Source organism: Arthrobacter sp. YAF34 (assembly GCF_052113245.1).
GTDB lineage: Bacteria > Actinomycetota > Actinomycetes > Actinomycetales > Micrococcaceae > Arthrobacter.
In genome coordinates this window covers 202,266-216,529 of sequence record NZ_JBFRCV010000002.1, presented here as the reverse complement: position 1 = coordinate 216,529, position 14,264 = coordinate 202,266, and the positions used below count along the sequence as shown (strand labels likewise).

The following is a 14,264-nucleotide window of genomic DNA, read 5'->3' as shown; positions in this document are numbered from 1 at the left end:
AGGTCACAGCTGCCGGTCCGACTATTGCATATGCGCCGCGCAACTGAGAAGAACGCCACGGGTGCAGCCGGGCTCCGACGGCGCTCAGTCCAGGATGAGGCCCCGGCCGCTGCCGGGCTGCAACTGCACCGGATGGATTTCGCCGAACCCGCGGACGTCCTCGGCCGGGCGGGGCACCAGGACGAAGCGCTCGTCCTGCTCCAGGGCGGCCGCGGTCATGGAATCCACCAGCACCGTTCCCGGGTCCGCGAGGGCGGTCAGGCGTGCGGCGAGGTTGACGGTGGGCCCGTAGATGTCGCCCAGCCGGGACAGAATCCGGCCCCAGACCATGGCAACGCGGGCCTGCGGCAGGATCTCGTCCTCGGTGAAGGCGCGGGAAAGGGCCAGCGAAATCTCGGCGCCGGCCGCTGGCGTTTCGGCTATGTAGAGGACCTCGTCGCCGACCGTCTTGACCAGGCGGCCGCCGCCGACGGAGATGATTTCGGCGCACTTGTTTTCGAAGCGCTGCACGAGCTGGGCGAGGGTCTTTTCGTTCATCCGGCGGGACAAGCTGGTGTAGGACACCAGGTCCGCGAAGCCGACGGCCCGGGCAAGGGGCAGCGGCGCGTCGTCCTCGTCGCCTTCACGGCCCTCTTCGCTGGACTGCAGTCCGGCCTCGGCCCGGACCGCCAGGCGCTGGACGCCGGCGTTGAGCTGGCGGCGCCAGGAGTAGACCAGCATTTCTTCGAGCGCGTCGATGAGGTTCGGCAGCTCCGTCACAAGTTGCTTGCGCGCGACGGCGTCCGGCACCCCCTGCTTCTGGACCATGTCCTCCACGAGGGCCTCGATCTGCCACACCACCATCCGGTCCGTCATCTGGCCGATGGCCCGGGTGATGGAAATGGCGGCTTCCTCGGTGAGTTTGCCGTCACGGACGAGGTCCACGATGGTGGACAGGGCGGACTGGTCGCGTTCGGTGAAGGCGACGTCTTCATCCCCGAGATTGGGAAACCCGAGGGCGCGCCAGAGTTTCCTGGCGGACAGGAGCGAGAGGCCGGCGCCGGCGGCCACTTCGCGACGCCTGAGCCTGCGCTCGCCGCCCAGCAACCGCGCTTCCAGGGCCTTCGCGGCGAGCCGATCGGCGGACATCGTTCCGGTGGGCGGGGCGGCGCGTTCGGTGGGTTCGGGTTCAGCGGGTTCGGCGTCCGCTGTGGGCGGGGCGGCGGGTTCGGTATGCGCTGCGGCCGGTTCGGCGCCGTCGCCTGCAACCGGGCCGTCCCCGGGCTCCCGGGGCAGCTCCCGGGCGCCCAGGTCAATGTCCTGGTGGACGTTCTCAGCGTTCATCTCTTCCACCTTCTCTCGTCTCCCATGGCATTGCCTCACCCGGGTTGTACGTCATGCCGTCCGCCCCGTTCGTCTCGCCCCTGGGCAGATCGCCGATGGCGTCAAGCATGAAGTTGCGGAATATCGCGACCTCCGGAACATCGCGTACCACCGTAGCCGGGGGGTACCCGGTCTCCAAGGATATATTCCCCGAACGCAATAGGCGCTGCAGCAAGGACTGCTCGATGGCCACATGACGGACGGCGGCGAGGGGGACCTGTTGATCGCGCCGCCGTAACATGCCGTAGCGGGTAACTAAGCGCTGGCTGGTCAGGATGTAGCGCGTGGCCTGCCACGCCATGACCCGCGGGAGGCAATAACCCAGCAGCACCCACGCCGCCACCCCCAGGCACCCGGCGACCAGCCAGGGCGTCCAGTCCGCGGGAACGAACGGCACCAGCTTGGCCGGGCCGCCTTTGACCACCCAGGCGCAGGCGTACGCGGCCAGGGCGGGAACAACAACGAAGAACAGTCCGGGGACAACGAGCATCCTGGGCTGGGGCCGGGTCACCACAATCACTTGCTCTCCCGGCAGGAGCACTTTACGCATAACCGCTTTCTGCCCCGTCGCGGCCGGCACCGCCCTGGTCGCCGGTTCCGGCCGGATTCCACGGCCGCAGGTGCACGACGTCGCCGGCAGTCACCACATGTTCGTGGCCTGCCGCGTCGACCACCAGGAGCGAACCGTATTCGTCCAGGCGCGTCGCATGGCCGATGATCTCGTGGTCGCCCGGGAGCTGGGCACGGACCTGCTTGCCCAAAGTCGTCAGCAGGTGCTCCACCCGCTTGTGCAGAGACGGACCGCCGGCCATGCCCGCGTGAGGGTCGCCGTCGGCATTGCAGAAGCTCCGGTACAGCGCGGCGAAGCGGGACAGATAGCTCTTCAGGAGCTCGGTCCGGTCCACGGTGTCAGGGTTCTCCAGCAGCACGGACGTGGCCGTGGGGACCGGAAGTTCAGGCTCGGTCAGCGTCACGTTCAGTCCGGTGCCGAGAATGACCGGCGGCGTGCCCGCGCCGCCGAGCGGGCCGAGCTGGGCCAGGATGCCGGCGATCTTCCGGCCCCGCACCAGGACGTCGTTGGGCCATTTGAGTTCCGCGGGAAGCCCGGCCGTTTCGGTCAGGGCTTCGCGCAGGGCGAGCGCGGCGAGAAGGGACAGCCACGAGTAGCTGTGGGTCGGCAGCGGACGGCCGGCGGCGTTGACCGGGCGGAGCACCAGCGAGACGGAGATGGAGCTCCGCGCCGGTGCCTCCCAATGGCGGTCCAGACGGCCGCGCGCGGCGCTTTGGTACTCTGCGGCGAGCACCGACAGGTCCGGCCAGGCGCCGGGATCCTCGCTCACGCCCCGGAGGAGATCGGCATTGGTGGAGCCGGTGGAGTCCACCACGGTCAGGCCCGGGATCCCGTTGGCGGACAGGAATGCCTCGTCGCTGAGGGCATCGAGATCCAGGGGCGGACGGTCCGGGGTTTCCTGCACGGCTTCCATCCTTGAATCCTACCGAGGAATGTACGGCCCGGCTCCCGCCCATGCGGGCTCAATACCTTCGCGGATCCTCCCCACGTTTGGCCGGCGGCCCCGGCGGGCCGGCCCGACACGCCGGGGATTTCCGCCGTCGGATCCGCAAACGCGGGTGCTTTCCGCCGGGAGGCGGCCGAAAACACCCAGCAACTTCAGAGGAAGATATCCGGCGCCAGCTGGTCCTCCGGCGCGCCGAGGCTGTAGGGGCTGAAGTCCGCCACGCCGGCCGCCGCCAGCACCTGCTCGTCGGTGTAGAAGTTCCCGCTCCGGCTGCCGTGCGCGGGCAGCGCGTTGCCGCCGGTCAGCACGGCGTGGGCGGCGTCGGCCATAATCTCGGGGCCGCGGGCGCCCTTGACGATCTGCTCGCCGCCGGGCATGTTGCGGATGGCGGCGGTGTCGATCAAGGTACACGGCCAGAGTGAGTTCACGCTGATGCGGTCGGCTTTGAGTTCCTCGGCCAGTCCCAGCGTGGTCAGGCTCATGCCGTATTTGGCCATGGTGTAGGCCAGATGCCTGCCGGCCCATCGGGGGTCCAGGTTGAGCGGCGGGGAAAGGGTCAGGATGTGCCCGGCGTCGGAGGCCCGCAGGGCGGGCAGCGCCATCTTCGAGAGCAGGAACGTGCCCCGGACATTGATGTCCTGCATGAGGTCGTAGCGCTTCATGTCCACGGTGTCGGTCGTGGAGAGGTCGATCGCCGAGGCATTGTTGATGACGACGTCGATCCCGCCAAAGCGGTCCACGGCGGCGCCGACGGCCCCGGCGACGTCGGCGTCGTTGCGCACATCGCCGACCAGCGGCAGCGCCCGGCCCCCCGCGGCCTCGATCTGTTCGGCGGCCGTGTAAACGGTGCCCTCCAGCTTGGCGTGGGGCTGGCCGGTCTTGGCCATCAGGACGATGTTGGCGCCGTCCCGGGCCGCGCGGAGCGCGATGGCCAGGCCGATACCGCGACTGCCTCCGGAGATGAGGATGGTGCGGTCCTGCAGGGAACCGGCGGCCTGGTACGGTCCTGGCTGCTGGGACTGAGGGGCGGTGCCCGAAGCATCATTGCTTGAAGTCATGAGCACACTCTAGCGGACCAATGTTACCGGCGGGTAACAAAGCTTTCGGCGCTCCTTCCCGGTTGCTTCGCCCTTCGGCGCCCCGAAGCCCGGCCGGACCGTGGAAATCCGGGGGCCGAAGCCGGACTGTCCGGAAGCAACCGGGAAGGAGCGCCGGGGCCGGGCAGGTTCGGACTAGGCAGGGGCGGCCGGTCCGGGCTGGAAGGGCGGGAGCCGGGGCGGCCGGGAACATCTTTGGCGGTCACGGCGGGAGATGGAACGAAAATTGTAGGTTTTCTACAGCGGCGCGGGCCGATCGCGTCACTAGACTTGCCATCGAGGCCTTGCTTTTGTGCATACCAACTAAAGCGCCACGCGGATCAGGGCCAGCGAACTATAGCGACCGAACAACCAGCGACAGAGCCGGAGACACTTGATGAGCCACGATCTGACCACGACTGCGGGAAAGCTTGCAGACTTCCGCGACCGCCAGGCCCGTGCCGAACAGCCCTCCGGTCCGGAAGCCGTCGTCAAACAGCACGCGCGCGGCAAAAACACGGCCCGCGAGCGCATCGACCTCCTCGTCGACGCCGGGTCTTTCGTTGAGTTCGACGCCCTCGCCGTGCACCGCTCGACGGCGTTCGGCATGGAGAAGAAGAAGCCGCTGGGCGACGGCCTGATCTCCGGCTACGGCACGGTGGACGGCCGCCCGGTCGCCGTCTACAGCCAGGACTTCTCCGTCTACGGCGGCTCGCTGAGCCAGGTCAACGGCGAGAAGATCGTCAAGGTCCAGGAGTTCGCGCTGCGCAACGGCTGCCCCGTGGTCGGCATCCTCGACGGCGGCGGTGCCCGCATCCAGGAGGGCGTCGCCTCCCTGGCGATGTTCGCGGACATCTTCCGCAACAATGTGCACGCCTCCGGCGTCGTCCCGCAGATCTCCCTCATCATGGGCCCCTCCGCCGGCGGCGCGGCCTACTCCCCCGCCCTGACGGACTACGTGGTCATGGTGGACAAGACCTCCCACATGTTCATCACCGGCCCGGACGTGATCAAGACCGTCACTGGCGAGGACGTGGACATGGAGACCCTGGGCGGCGCGCGCCAGCACAACGCCACCACCGGCACCTCCACCTACCTGGCCTCGGACGAGGCAGACGCCGTCGAGTTCGTCCGCGAACTGCTGGACTTCCTGCCCTCGAACAACCTCGCCGAAGCCCCGGTGCTCGAGCACCAGCAGGAGCTGGAGATCGACGACGACGATCTCGCCCTGGATCTGCTCGTCCCGGATTCGGCGAACCAGCCCTACGACATGCGCAAGGTCATCGAACAGATCGTGGACGACGCCCACTTCCTCGAGATGCAGTCCCTCTACGCCCCGAACGTCATCATCGGCTACGGCCGGGTGGAGGGGCACACGGTGGGCATCGTGGCCAACCAGCCGATGCAGTTTGCCGGCACCCTGGACATCGCCGCCTCGGAGAAGGCGGCACGCTTCGTCCGGCACTGCGACGCCTTCAACATCCCCATCATCACCCTGGTGGACGTGCCGGGCTTCCTGCCGGGCAAGGACCAGGAATTCCAGGGCATCATCCGCCGCGGCGCGAAGCTGCTCTACGCCTACGCCGAGGCCACCGTGCCCAAGCTGACCGTCATCACCCGCAAAGCCTACGGCGGGGCGTACATCGTGATGGGCTCCAAGAAGCTGGGCGCCGACCTGAACCTCGCCTGGCCCACCGCGCAGATCGGCGTCATGGGCGCCCAGGGCGCCGTGAACATCCTGTACCGCCGCGAACTCGCCGCGGTGGCCGAGGCCGGCGGCGACGTCGAAGCCAAGCGCGCCGAGGTGGTCCGGCAGTACGAGGAAGAGCTGCTCAACCCGTACCAGGCGGCCCAGCTGGGCTACGTGGATGCGGTCATCGCCCCGTCCGAGACCCGGGTGCAGATCATCAAGGGCCTGCGCGCGCTCCGGGACAAACGGGCCGCCCTGCCCGCCAAGAAGCACGGGAACATCCCGCTGTGACGGCGATGCCCGAGTCCGCTGAACCCGCGCCGGCCGCGGCGGATAATGCTGCCGATGCCCTGCTCTCCGTCGTCAAGGGACTCCCGACGGCGGAGGAGCTGGCGGCGCTGACCGCCGTCGTCCTGTCCCTGGGGCAGGGCACGGAGGCGGCGCCGGAACGTCCCGGCGTCCGGCACTGGGTCCGCCGGCAGCAGCTCCGGCTGGCCCCCAGGCCGGGTCCGGACGCCTGGCGCCGCAGCCTCGGCTAAGCAGCGGCGAAAGCGGGCCGCCCGTCGCTGACGCGGCCCCGAAAAAAGTTCAGTGACTCTTTCATAACCGCCACGGCCGGGCTAGTCTCGTCGGGTGACTACCGAAATCATCGCCTCAGACAACACTGCCCCCGCGCGCCAGCAGACAGCCATCGACGCCGTCGCCGACGCCTACACGGACACCCTCATCCGGCTTAACCCGAGCTTCGCCACCGAGCTCGGCCTGCCCGGGCACGAGACCGAGTACCCGGACTTCTCCCCCGCCGGACACGCGGAGCTCGCCGCCGCCACGCGCGAGGCCCTCGCGGCGCTGGACGGCCTGGAGCCCGTTGACGACGTCGACGCCGTCACCCTGGACGCCATGCACGAGCGGCTGGGCCTGCAGCTGGAAATCCACGAATCGGGCTGGGACACGGCGGATCTGAACAACATCGCGTCCCCGTCCCAGGACATCCGCGCAATTTTCGACCTCATGCCGACAGACACCGCCGGGCAGTGGGAGCACATCGCGGGCCGGGCCCACAACGTCCCCGCCGCGATTGACGGGTACATCGAGTCGCTGCGCTCGGCGATGCAGGACGGCAAAGTGGCCGCGGCCCGCCAGGTCTCGATCGTGATCGAGCAGGCCACCAAGCACGCCGCCGACGACGGATTCTTCGCGAAGCTCGCCGCGGGCGCCAAGACCGCGGACGGCCCGCTCTCGCCGGAACTGCAGGCCGAGCTCGAGGCCGGCACGGCGGCCGCCCGCGTCGCCTACGCCCGGCTCGCCGGGTTCCTCGAAGCCGAACTGCTCCCCGTTGCCCCGGCCAAGGACGCCGTGGGCCGCAGCCGCTATGCCCTGGCCTCGCGTTCCTTCCTCGGCGCCACCGTGGATCTGGAGGAGACCTACGCGTGGGGCGTGCAGGAACTCGACCGCCTCATAGCCGAGCAGGAACGGGTGGCCGATGAAATCCGGCCCGGCGCCACGATCGAGGAAGCCAAGGAGATCCTGAACAGCGATCCCGCCCGCCAGCTCAAGGGCACGGACGCCCTCCAGGCCTGGATGCAGGAACTGTCCGACAAAGCCGTCGCGGAGCTCGCCGGCGTCCACTTCGAGATCCCGGACGTCATGAAGACGCTGGAGTGCCGGATCGCACCCACCGATGAAGGCGGCATCTACTACACCGGCCCGTCGGAGGACTTCAGCCGCCCCGGCCGGATGTGGTGGTCCGTGCCGGCCGGCGAGGACACCTTCACCACCTGGGCCGAAACCACCACCGTCTACCACGAGGGCGTGCCGGGCCACCACCTCCAGGTCGCCACCGCCACCTACCGGCGCGAGCTGCTGAACAAGTGGCGCCGCAGCGTGTGCTGGACCTCGGGCCACGGGGAAGGCTGGGCGCTCTACGCGGAGAAGCTCATGCAGGAACTGGGCTACCTCAGCGATCCGGGCGACCACATGGGCATGCTGGACATGCAGCGCATGCGTGCGGCCCGCGTGGTGTTCGACATCGGCGTGCACCTGGAGCTGGAGGTCCCCGAGCGCTGGGGCAGCGGCATCTGGACCTCGGACAAGGGCTTCGAATTCCTCCGGGCCAACCTGCCGATCAGTGAGGGGCAGCTGAAGTTCGAGTTCACCCGCTACCTGGGCTGGCCGGGGCAGGCGCCGTCCTACAAGGTGGGCCAGCGGCTCTGGGAGCAGATCCGGGCCGAGCTCGAATCCCGCCCCGGCTTCGACCTCAAGGCGTTCCACACCAAGGCCCTGAACATCGGATCGGTGGGCCTCGACACCCTCAAGCGCGCCCTGCTCGGTTAAGGAGCCGCCCGTTCCGCAACGAGAGAGGTCCCCGGAAATATCCGGGGACCTCATGTGTTTTGAGCGGGCAGGCCTTTAGCGGCCGCCGATCACACCCTTTTCCGCCGCCTTGGTGACGGCGTCCGCCTCCGCCTGGGTCAGGGTCCCGTCCTTGACGGCCTGGTCAAGCCGGGGCTTGAGGGCTGCCGCGTGATTGGCGTGCTTGGCGGCGCGCAGTTCCTCCAGGGCGGCCGTGACCTTGGCTTCATCGAGGCCGAGTGACTTCGCCAGGGAAGCGGCCAGGGCCTTCTCCCTCGCGGCGCGGTCCGGTTTCTGCCCTGGGACCGGCGGGGTGGCTGGCGGGGCGGACGGCCTGTTGGCGTCGCGGAACGCCTTCAAGGCGTCGGCAACCTTGGCCTCGTCGACGCCCAACTTGGCGGCGAGCTCCCTGGCACGGTTGCCCAACTGGGCACCTCCGTGGCCGTGGCGCCCGCCGTGCATGCCGTGGCCGCCCGCGAAGGTGTCCCCCGGCGCGCTGGAGCTGGGGGTCGGACTGGGACTCGGCGTCGTCGTGGCAGCGGCCACCCCGGCCACCCCAAGCCCGGCCCCCAGCGCCACCGCCGCGGCCCCCAGACTGAGTGCGATTTTGGTTGTGCGTGACATGACCTGTCTCCTGGATCTGCCGTGCGGTGACGGCGATTGAAGCTGCCGGCCCTTCCGGGGAAGTCTGCCCCATGAGCATCTCCAGTCTGCACCCGCCCGAGCAGAGATTGCTGTTTCCCACCTTTCACTTTCCTGTGAATCAGGCTGTGAATTCCGGGCTGACCCACGCCCCGGATCCTGCCCCGGCCGCCGTCGGCAACCCCGCCGCCTGGCCGCCCTCACGCGGACCGCAAAAGTGGGTAGGCTCTGGGCATGCTGATCGTCACATCCAACGACATCCCGGGCCACCGGATCGACGCCGTCTTCGGCGAAGTCATGGGCCTGACCGTCCGGTCGCGGGACATCACCGCCCAGGTCATGGCCGGCTTCCGTTCCCTGGGCGGCGGCGAGGTGCTGGAAATGACGCGGGCCCTCTACGAGAGCCGGCAGCAGGTCATGGCCCGGATGGTCGAAGAGGCCGAACAGCGCGGCGCCAACGCCATCATCGCAATGCGTTACGACACGTCTGCGATCGGGACCAATTGGACGGAGATTTGCGCCTACGGCACCGCCGTCTTCGCCATTCCGCTCGCCCCGAATGAGCCGGGGGCCACGGGACAGTCGATTTACCTGACCAGTTCCAGCGGTGCGGCGGGCCAGCTCAAGCCCTGACCGCCCAAAAGGTTCCGCCGGCACGGTCCAGCACGGGCAATCCAGCACAGGACCCAGCACGGCAACCCGCCAAAAATACTTGCGCAGAGTGCAAACATGCACGTAGTGTAAGCGCGTGCCCTCCTCAGCAGAACCCCCGGCCCCGGACCCCTCCGGTGCGGCCGCCGCACCCGCCATCGCACCGCCCTCTCGCCCGGAACTGAGCCGTCGGGAACAAAACAAGGCGGCCACCCGGCAGGCCATCACGGACGCCGCCATGAACCTGCTCCGCACGCGGGGTCCCGGACACTTCACGGTAGAGGACATTGCCGACGTCGCCGGCATATCCCGCCGGACGTTCTTCAATTACTTCGGCAGCACCGAGGCGGCGCTGGCCTCGGTGACGCACGCGTTCCTGGACAACGCCCTCCAGCAGTTCCGGCTGCGCCCGGCCGACGAACCCATTCTGGAGTCGGCCCGCGCGGCCCTCGTGGAACTGGCCGATCCCATGACCGTGGCACCGGTAGCCGAGATCTACAGCCTGGGCCAGACCAACCCGCAGCTCAGCCGCTCCGAGCTCGAGGCCTGGGACCACTGCACCGAACAGATCATCGACGCCGCCCGCGGTCGCTTCGCCCAGGGCGCCGGCACCGAGATCGACGAATTGTACCTGCGCGCCCTGGCCGGCTCCGTCATTTCCTGCGGCAAAGCCGCCATGGATGTGTGGTTCGCGCGCTGCGGCGGCGACCTCGGCCCCGATTCCCTGTCCGTCCTGCGGCAGCTCCTCATCGATTCCATGGGCCTGCTCGGCTCCGGCTTCGCGTCCCACTCCCCCGCCACCCCCTCCCCAGATCGGCACTGACATGGCCCTTTTGCTCTATCGTCTCGGCAAGTTCTCCTACCGTCACCGCTGGCTCGTCATCTCCCTCTGGCTTGCCGTCATGCTGGCCGTCGGCGGCGCGGCGGCGGCCTTCCACGGCACCATGTCCAACAACTTCCAGATCCCCGGCACTGAAACCCAGCAGATGGCGGACAAGCTCAAGCAGGAACTGCCCAAATCCTCCGGCGGTTCGGCCGGCGTCGTGTTCGAGTCCAAGGACGGCCAGTTCACCCAGGCCGGCAAGGACGCGGTCTCGGCCGCCCTCGCCAAGCTGAAGTCCCTCCCCGAGGTCCAGGGCACCGTCGACCCGTTCGCCACCCAGGCCCAGCTGGACAAGGCCGTCACGGATCTCGCCGCCGGAGAGCAGAAGGCCTCCACAGGCAAGGCGCAACTGGATGCGTCGGCCGCCCAGCTGGCCGCCGGCAAGGCCCGGCTCGCCGCAGCCGAGCAACAGATGACCGCGGCCGGGATGCCGCCGGCGGCGATCGACGCCCAGCTCGGCCAGCAAAAGGCCGCGCTGGCCGCGGGCCAGGCCAAGCTCGACGCCGGGACCAAGGAGCTCGAGGCCGGTTCCGCCAAGCTTGCCCTGGCCCAACGCCAGCTTGCTGCCTCGCAGGGCGTGCGGTTCGTGTCCGAGGACGGAACGGCCGCGATCGCACAGGTCCAGTTCAAGACCTCGATCAACGGGCTGGCCCCCGCCGTGCGCCAGCAGGTCCAGGACATCGTCCACGAAGTCTCTTCCGCGGGTGTGACCGCCCTGGCCAGCAAGGAGATCACCGAGGACGTCTCGGAGCTGTTCGGCATCTCCGAAATTCTCGGCATCGCCATCGCGGCCCTGGTGCTCATCGTCATGCTCGGAACGCTGATCGCCGCCGGACTCCCCCTGCTGATGGCCCTCGTCGGCGTGGCAGTAGGCGTCGGCGGCACCTTCGCCCTTAGCGGCGCCATCGACATGAGTTCCATCTCCCCCATGCTGGCCCTCATGCTAGGCCTTGCCGTCGGCATCGACTACTCGCTCTTCATCGTCAACCGGCACCGCGGCCAGCTGCTGGCCGGGATAGACGGTGAAGAATCCGTGGCCCTGGCCACCGGCACGTCCGGCAACGCCGTGCTCTTCGCGGGCCTGACCGTCATCATCGCCCTCGCAGCCCTCGTCATCCCGGGTCTTCCCTTCCTGGCCGTCATGGGCCTGTCCGCGGCCGCAACCGTGTCAGTCGCCGTCGTCGTCGCCCTGACGCTCACCCCTGCCATGCTGTCCCTCATCGGCCGCCGACTCATTTCCCGCCGTGCCTGGGCAAAGGCGGAGCAGCACAATGCCGCCCCGGGCCACGAGAGGGAGGACCGGGCCCGCGACGAACGCCGCAGCGCCCGCGGCTGGGGCGGCCTCGTCACCCGGCATCCGGTGCTGGCGCTGCTCGCCGGCGTCCTGCTGCTGGGCATCGTGGCGCTGCCGGCCAGCCAGCTGCGGCTCGCACTGCCCGACGGCGGGTCCGAACCCGTTGAGTCGCAGGCGTTCAAGGCCTACGACGTCACCGGCCGCAGCTTCGGCGAGGGCATGACAGGCCCGATCATCGTGGTGGGCGACTTCCCCGCCGGCCTCAGCGCAGCCGAGGCCACGGCCAAGCAGCTCGACGTCGCGGACATCCTCCGCGGCACGGCCAACGTCACCGCGGCCGTCCCGGTGGCCCTGAGCGAGGACCGCCGCACCGCCGTGTTCCAGGTCATTCCCAAGGAGGGCCCGGCCAGCGCCAGCACGGTCAAGGTGGTCTCCGAGCTCCGCGCCGAGAAGGGCCAGATCAAGGACTCCACCGGCGTCAGCATCGGCCTCACGGGCCAGACGGCCGGGAACGTGGACGTGTCCACCAAGCTCGGGGACGCCCTGCCGCCGTACCTGGCGATCGTCGTCGGGCTCTCGCTGATCCTGCTGCTGCTCGTGTTCCGCTCCATCGTGGTGCCGCTGCTGGCCACGGGCGGCTTCCTGCTCTCACTGGCGGCCGCCTTCGGAGCCGTCGTCGCGGTCTACCAGTGGGGCTGGCTGGGGGACGTATTCGGCGTCGAAAATCCCGGCGCGGTGCTGAGCTTCCTGCCGATCATCCTGATCGGGGTGCTGTTCGGCCTGGCCATGGACTACCAGGTGTTCATTACCTCCGGCATGCGCGAGTCGTTCATGCACGGCGAACCCGCCAAGCATGCCGTCCGCACCGGCTTCAGCCACGCCGCCTCCGTGGTCACCGCCGCCGCCATCATCATGGTCAGCGTGTTCTCCGGCTTCATCTTCTCGCATCTGAACATGGTCCGGCCGCTGGGCTTCGCGATGGCGTTCGGGGTGCTGGTGGACGCGTTCGTGGTCCGCATGACAATCGTCCCCGCCGTGATGTACCTGCTCGGCGGAAAGGCCTGGTGGCTGCCCCGCTGGCTGGACCGGATCCTGCCGGACGTCGACGTCGAGGGCGCCAAGCTCCGCCAGCCGGCACGCGCCGCGGCCGCCGAACCCGACGCCGAGCCCGAAGAGGTCGCCGCCCGCTGATGTGACCGCTTGCGCGCCCTAACGAAAGCCCGGACGAGCTGCCCGCCGATCATACGATCGGCGGGCAGCTTTCGTATCAGGTGATGGGCGCTGGTGCTCGCTGTGCGCGCTTGAGCGTTTTGGCTCGATGCAGGAGCCGACGGCGGTGGCCGGCGCCAGGTTGGGAGGCTGAGCGTCCAGTCGTCCCGGCTGAAGCTGTGTCTGACAGGACAGCGTCTGACCGGACTGTGCCGGGTCGCTCTGTGTTTGGTAGCTCTGTGCCCGGTAGTGCTGGTGCCGTGGAGTGGTAGGTGTGGCCGGTGGGGGTGGTGAGTTCGATGGTGTGCCGGGGTCCCGGGCGGGGTCTGGCGTTCCAGCCGGGGGTTTCTTTGGTGTGGTTGCAGGCTTCGCAGAGGCCGGCGCCGTTGGTGCTGGTGGTTTGGCCGCCGGCGTGGTGGGGGACGATGTGGTCCAGGTGGCGGATGGGGGCGTCGCAGTACGGGGTGCGGCAGGTGTGGTCCCGGGCTTCGATGAAGCGGCGCAGTCCGGTGGGGAAGATCCGGGCGCGGGAGTCCATCGCGGTGAGGTCGCCGGTGCCGGGGTGGGTGTAGAGCCGGCGGAGCCAGGTGGTGAAGTCCCGTTCCTTGGCGTTCGTCCCGGTCTTCGTGAGCAGTTCCCGGGCCCATTCGGCGGGGACGGTGCCGTAGCCAGGCAGGACGGCCGGTTCGGCGTCGGCCTGGAAGAGGGTGCGGTCGGTCATGATGAGCTGGATCTCGATGCCGCTGATCCCGCCGGGGGTGCCGGTGGTGCGTTCGACGAGGGTGTCGGCCATGGCCTGGCCGCGGGTGCGGGGGTCTCCCGCATTGCGGAGGGTGTCGGCATGCCGGGTCAGGGCCGTGTGGACGGCGACGCCCTCGGCGACGGGCAGGAACGCCGTCAGGTGGCACATGGTGTCCGGGGCGGGGCGGAGGCTGACGTGCCGTTCGGTGGCGGCGTGCGCGGCGCGGTCGGTGACGGAGCGCGGGTCGAGCCGGTACGCGGCGGCCCGCGCCGCGGCAACAATGGCCCGGTCACCGGTGCCGGTGAGGATGCCGGTGTCGGCGGCGAGGTGCTCGTCGACGGCGGCCCGGTCCGCGGCGGTCAGGCACGCGGTTTCGCGCACGATCAGCGTGGCCCGCCATTCGTTGAGTTCCCCGGATTCCAGCGCCGCGAGGGTGTGCGGCATTTCGGTGACGAGGGCCTTGGCCAGGCCCAGGAGCCGGCCGCCCTTGGCGGGGGATTCGCGCCGGGCGAGGGCGATCTGCGCGCCGACCCCGGTGCCAAGTTTCGCGGCGGGCATGCCGGCGTCGGCCTGCTCGCGGCGCTGCGGGAGGTCGAAAGCCACGGCAAGCCGGGCCTGTTCGGCGCCGATGGCGGATTTGGCGTCTTCGAGTTCGCGGATCCGGTCGATCATCCCGGCACAATCCGTCGCCGGCGGGAGGGCGGACAGCAGTCCAGCAGTCGGCACGGCCGCGGTGAAGGGTCCGCCGCCGCGGGATTCTGTCCCTGGTCCGAGAGCCGCATCGGGCCCTTGCTTGCCGTCCATGAATCCAGTCTGCCGGTGACCTACGACAATCTAGTCGACGGC

General features: G+C 69.3%; 12 protein-coding genes. 6 read left to right on the top strand and 6 right to left on the bottom strand.

The window, feature by feature from the left end; translation table 11 throughout:
- Nucleotides 1–84: 84 nt before the first annotated feature.
- The 4 genes from AB4Y72_RS03335 to AB4Y72_RS03320 form a co-directional block, all read right to left on the bottom strand.
- Nucleotides 85–1,323, bottom strand: coding sequence for an adenylate/guanylate cyclase domain-containing protein (locus AB4Y72_RS03335; protein ID WP_441424744.1), 1,239 nt, complete (start codon nt 1,321–1,323; stop codon nt 85–87).
- Nucleotides 1,313–1,912: a PH domain-containing protein gene (locus AB4Y72_RS03330; protein WP_441424743.1), complete on the bottom strand. Its 600-nt coding sequence runs from the start codon at nt 1,910–1,912 to the stop codon at nt 1,313–1,315. Before AB4Y72_RS03330 ends, AB4Y72_RS03335 begins: the two co-directional genes overlap by 11 nt.
- Nucleotides 1,905–2,846 (bottom strand): biotin--[acetyl-CoA-carboxylase] ligase, encoded by a 942-nt coding sequence (locus AB4Y72_RS03325; protein WP_441424742.1) that lies wholly within the window; start codon nt 2,844–2,846, stop codon nt 1,905–1,907. The genes AB4Y72_RS03330 and AB4Y72_RS03325 overlap by 8 nt, the downstream gene beginning before the upstream one ends.
- Before the next feature lie 185 nt (nt 2,847–3,031).
- Nucleotides 3,032–3,937: an SDR family oxidoreductase gene (locus tag AB4Y72_RS03320; RefSeq protein WP_441424741.1), complete on the bottom strand. Its 906-nt coding sequence runs from the start codon at nt 3,935–3,937 to the stop codon at nt 3,032–3,034.
- A gap of 415 nt (nt 3,938–4,352) precedes the next feature.
- Here AB4Y72_RS03320 and AB4Y72_RS03315 point away from each other — a divergent pair, with 415 nt between their 5' ends.
- The 3 genes from AB4Y72_RS03315 to AB4Y72_RS03305 all read left to right on the top strand — a co-directional run bounded on the left by AB4Y72_RS03315 (nt 4,353) and on the right by AB4Y72_RS03305 (nt 7,979).
- On the top strand, nt 4,353–5,936 hold the full coding sequence (locus AB4Y72_RS03315; RefSeq protein WP_441424740.1) for an acyl-CoA carboxylase subunit beta: 1,584 nt from the start codon (nt 4,353–4,355) through the stop codon (nt 5,934–5,936).
- Nucleotides 5,937–5,941: 5 nt separating this feature from the next.
- Nucleotides 5,942–6,184 (top strand): acyl-CoA carboxylase subunit epsilon, encoded by a 243-nt coding sequence (locus AB4Y72_RS03310; RefSeq protein ID WP_441424956.1) that lies wholly within the window; start codon nt 5,942–5,944, stop codon nt 6,182–6,184.
- A gap of 94 nt (nt 6,185–6,278) precedes the next feature.
- Complete coding sequence (locus AB4Y72_RS03305) at nt 6,279–7,979, top strand: DUF885 domain-containing protein (RefSeq protein WP_441424739.1); 1,701 nt, start codon at nt 6,279–6,281, stop codon at nt 7,977–7,979.
- A 75-nt stretch (nt 7,980–8,054) separates the two neighbouring features.
- Here AB4Y72_RS03305 and AB4Y72_RS03300 read toward each other — a convergent pair whose 3' ends face one another.
- Complete coding sequence (locus AB4Y72_RS03300; RefSeq protein WP_441424738.1) at nt 8,055–8,621, bottom strand: hypothetical protein; 567 nt, start codon at nt 8,619–8,621, stop codon at nt 8,055–8,057.
- A gap of 252 nt (nt 8,622–8,873) precedes the next feature.
- Here AB4Y72_RS03300 and AB4Y72_RS03295 point away from each other — a divergent pair, with 252 nt between their 5' ends.
- The 3 genes from AB4Y72_RS03295 (at nt 8,874) to AB4Y72_RS03285 (ending at nt 12,658) form a co-directional block, all read left to right on the top strand.
- Nucleotides 8,874–9,272 (top strand): YbjQ family protein, encoded by a 399-nt coding sequence (locus tag AB4Y72_RS03295; RefSeq protein WP_441424737.1) that lies wholly within the window; start codon nt 8,874–8,876, stop codon nt 9,270–9,272.
- Nucleotides 9,273–9,447: 175 nt separating this feature from the next.
- Complete coding sequence (locus AB4Y72_RS03290) at nt 9,448–10,113, top strand: TetR/AcrR family transcriptional regulator (protein ID WP_441424955.1); 666 nt, start codon at nt 9,448–9,450, stop codon at nt 10,111–10,113.
- Between the two features lies 1 nt (nt 10,114).
- Complete coding sequence (locus tag AB4Y72_RS03285) at nt 10,115–12,658, top strand: MMPL family transporter (RefSeq protein WP_441424736.1); 2,544 nt, start codon at nt 10,115–10,117, stop codon at nt 12,656–12,658.
- 76 nt (nt 12,659–12,734) lie between these two features.
- Here AB4Y72_RS03285 and AB4Y72_RS03280 read toward each other — a convergent pair whose 3' ends face one another.
- Nucleotides 12,735–14,222, bottom strand: a complete 1,488-nt coding sequence (locus AB4Y72_RS03280; RefSeq protein ID WP_441424735.1) for a DUF222 domain-containing protein — start codon at nt 14,220–14,222, stop codon at nt 12,735–12,737.
- Nucleotides 14,223–14,264 lie beyond the last annotated feature (42 nt).

Bases quoted from the DNA above. Each gene is read 5' to 3' on its own strand.
- AB4Y72_RS03330 (WP_441424743.1), bottom strand. From the start codon at position 1,912: ATGCGTAAAGTGCTCCTGCCGGGAGAGCAAGTGATTGTGGTGACCCGG.
- AB4Y72_RS03280 (WP_441424735.1), bottom strand. From the start codon at position 14,222: ATGGACGGCAAGCAAGGGCCCGATGCGGCTCTCGGACCAGGGACAGAA.
- AB4Y72_RS03325 (WP_441424742.1), bottom strand. From the start codon at position 2,846: ATGGAAGCCGTGCAGGAAACCCCGGACCGTCCGCCCCTGGATCTCGAT.
- AB4Y72_RS03295 (WP_441424737.1), top strand. From the start codon at position 8,874: ATGCTGATCGTCACATCCAACGACATCCCGGGCCACCGGATCGACGCC.
- AB4Y72_RS03335 (WP_441424744.1), bottom strand. From the start codon at position 1,323: ATGAACGCTGAGAACGTCCACCAGGACATTGACCTGGGCGCCCGGGAG.
- AB4Y72_RS03300 (WP_441424738.1), bottom strand. From the start codon at position 8,621: ATGTCACGCACAACCAAAATCGCACTCAGTCTGGGGGCCGCGGCGGTG.
- AB4Y72_RS03285 (WP_441424736.1), top strand. From the start codon at position 10,115: ATGGCCCTTTTGCTCTATCGTCTCGGCAAGTTCTCCTACCGTCACCGC.
- AB4Y72_RS03310 (WP_441424956.1), top strand. From the start codon at position 5,942: ATGCCCGAGTCCGCTGAACCCGCGCCGGCCGCGGCGGATAATGCTGCC.
- AB4Y72_RS03315 (WP_441424740.1), top strand. From the start codon at position 4,353: ATGAGCCACGATCTGACCACGACTGCGGGAAAGCTTGCAGACTTCCGC.
- AB4Y72_RS03320 (WP_441424741.1), bottom strand. From the start codon at position 3,937: ATGACTTCAAGCAATGATGCTTCGGGCACCGCCCCTCAGTCCCAGCAG.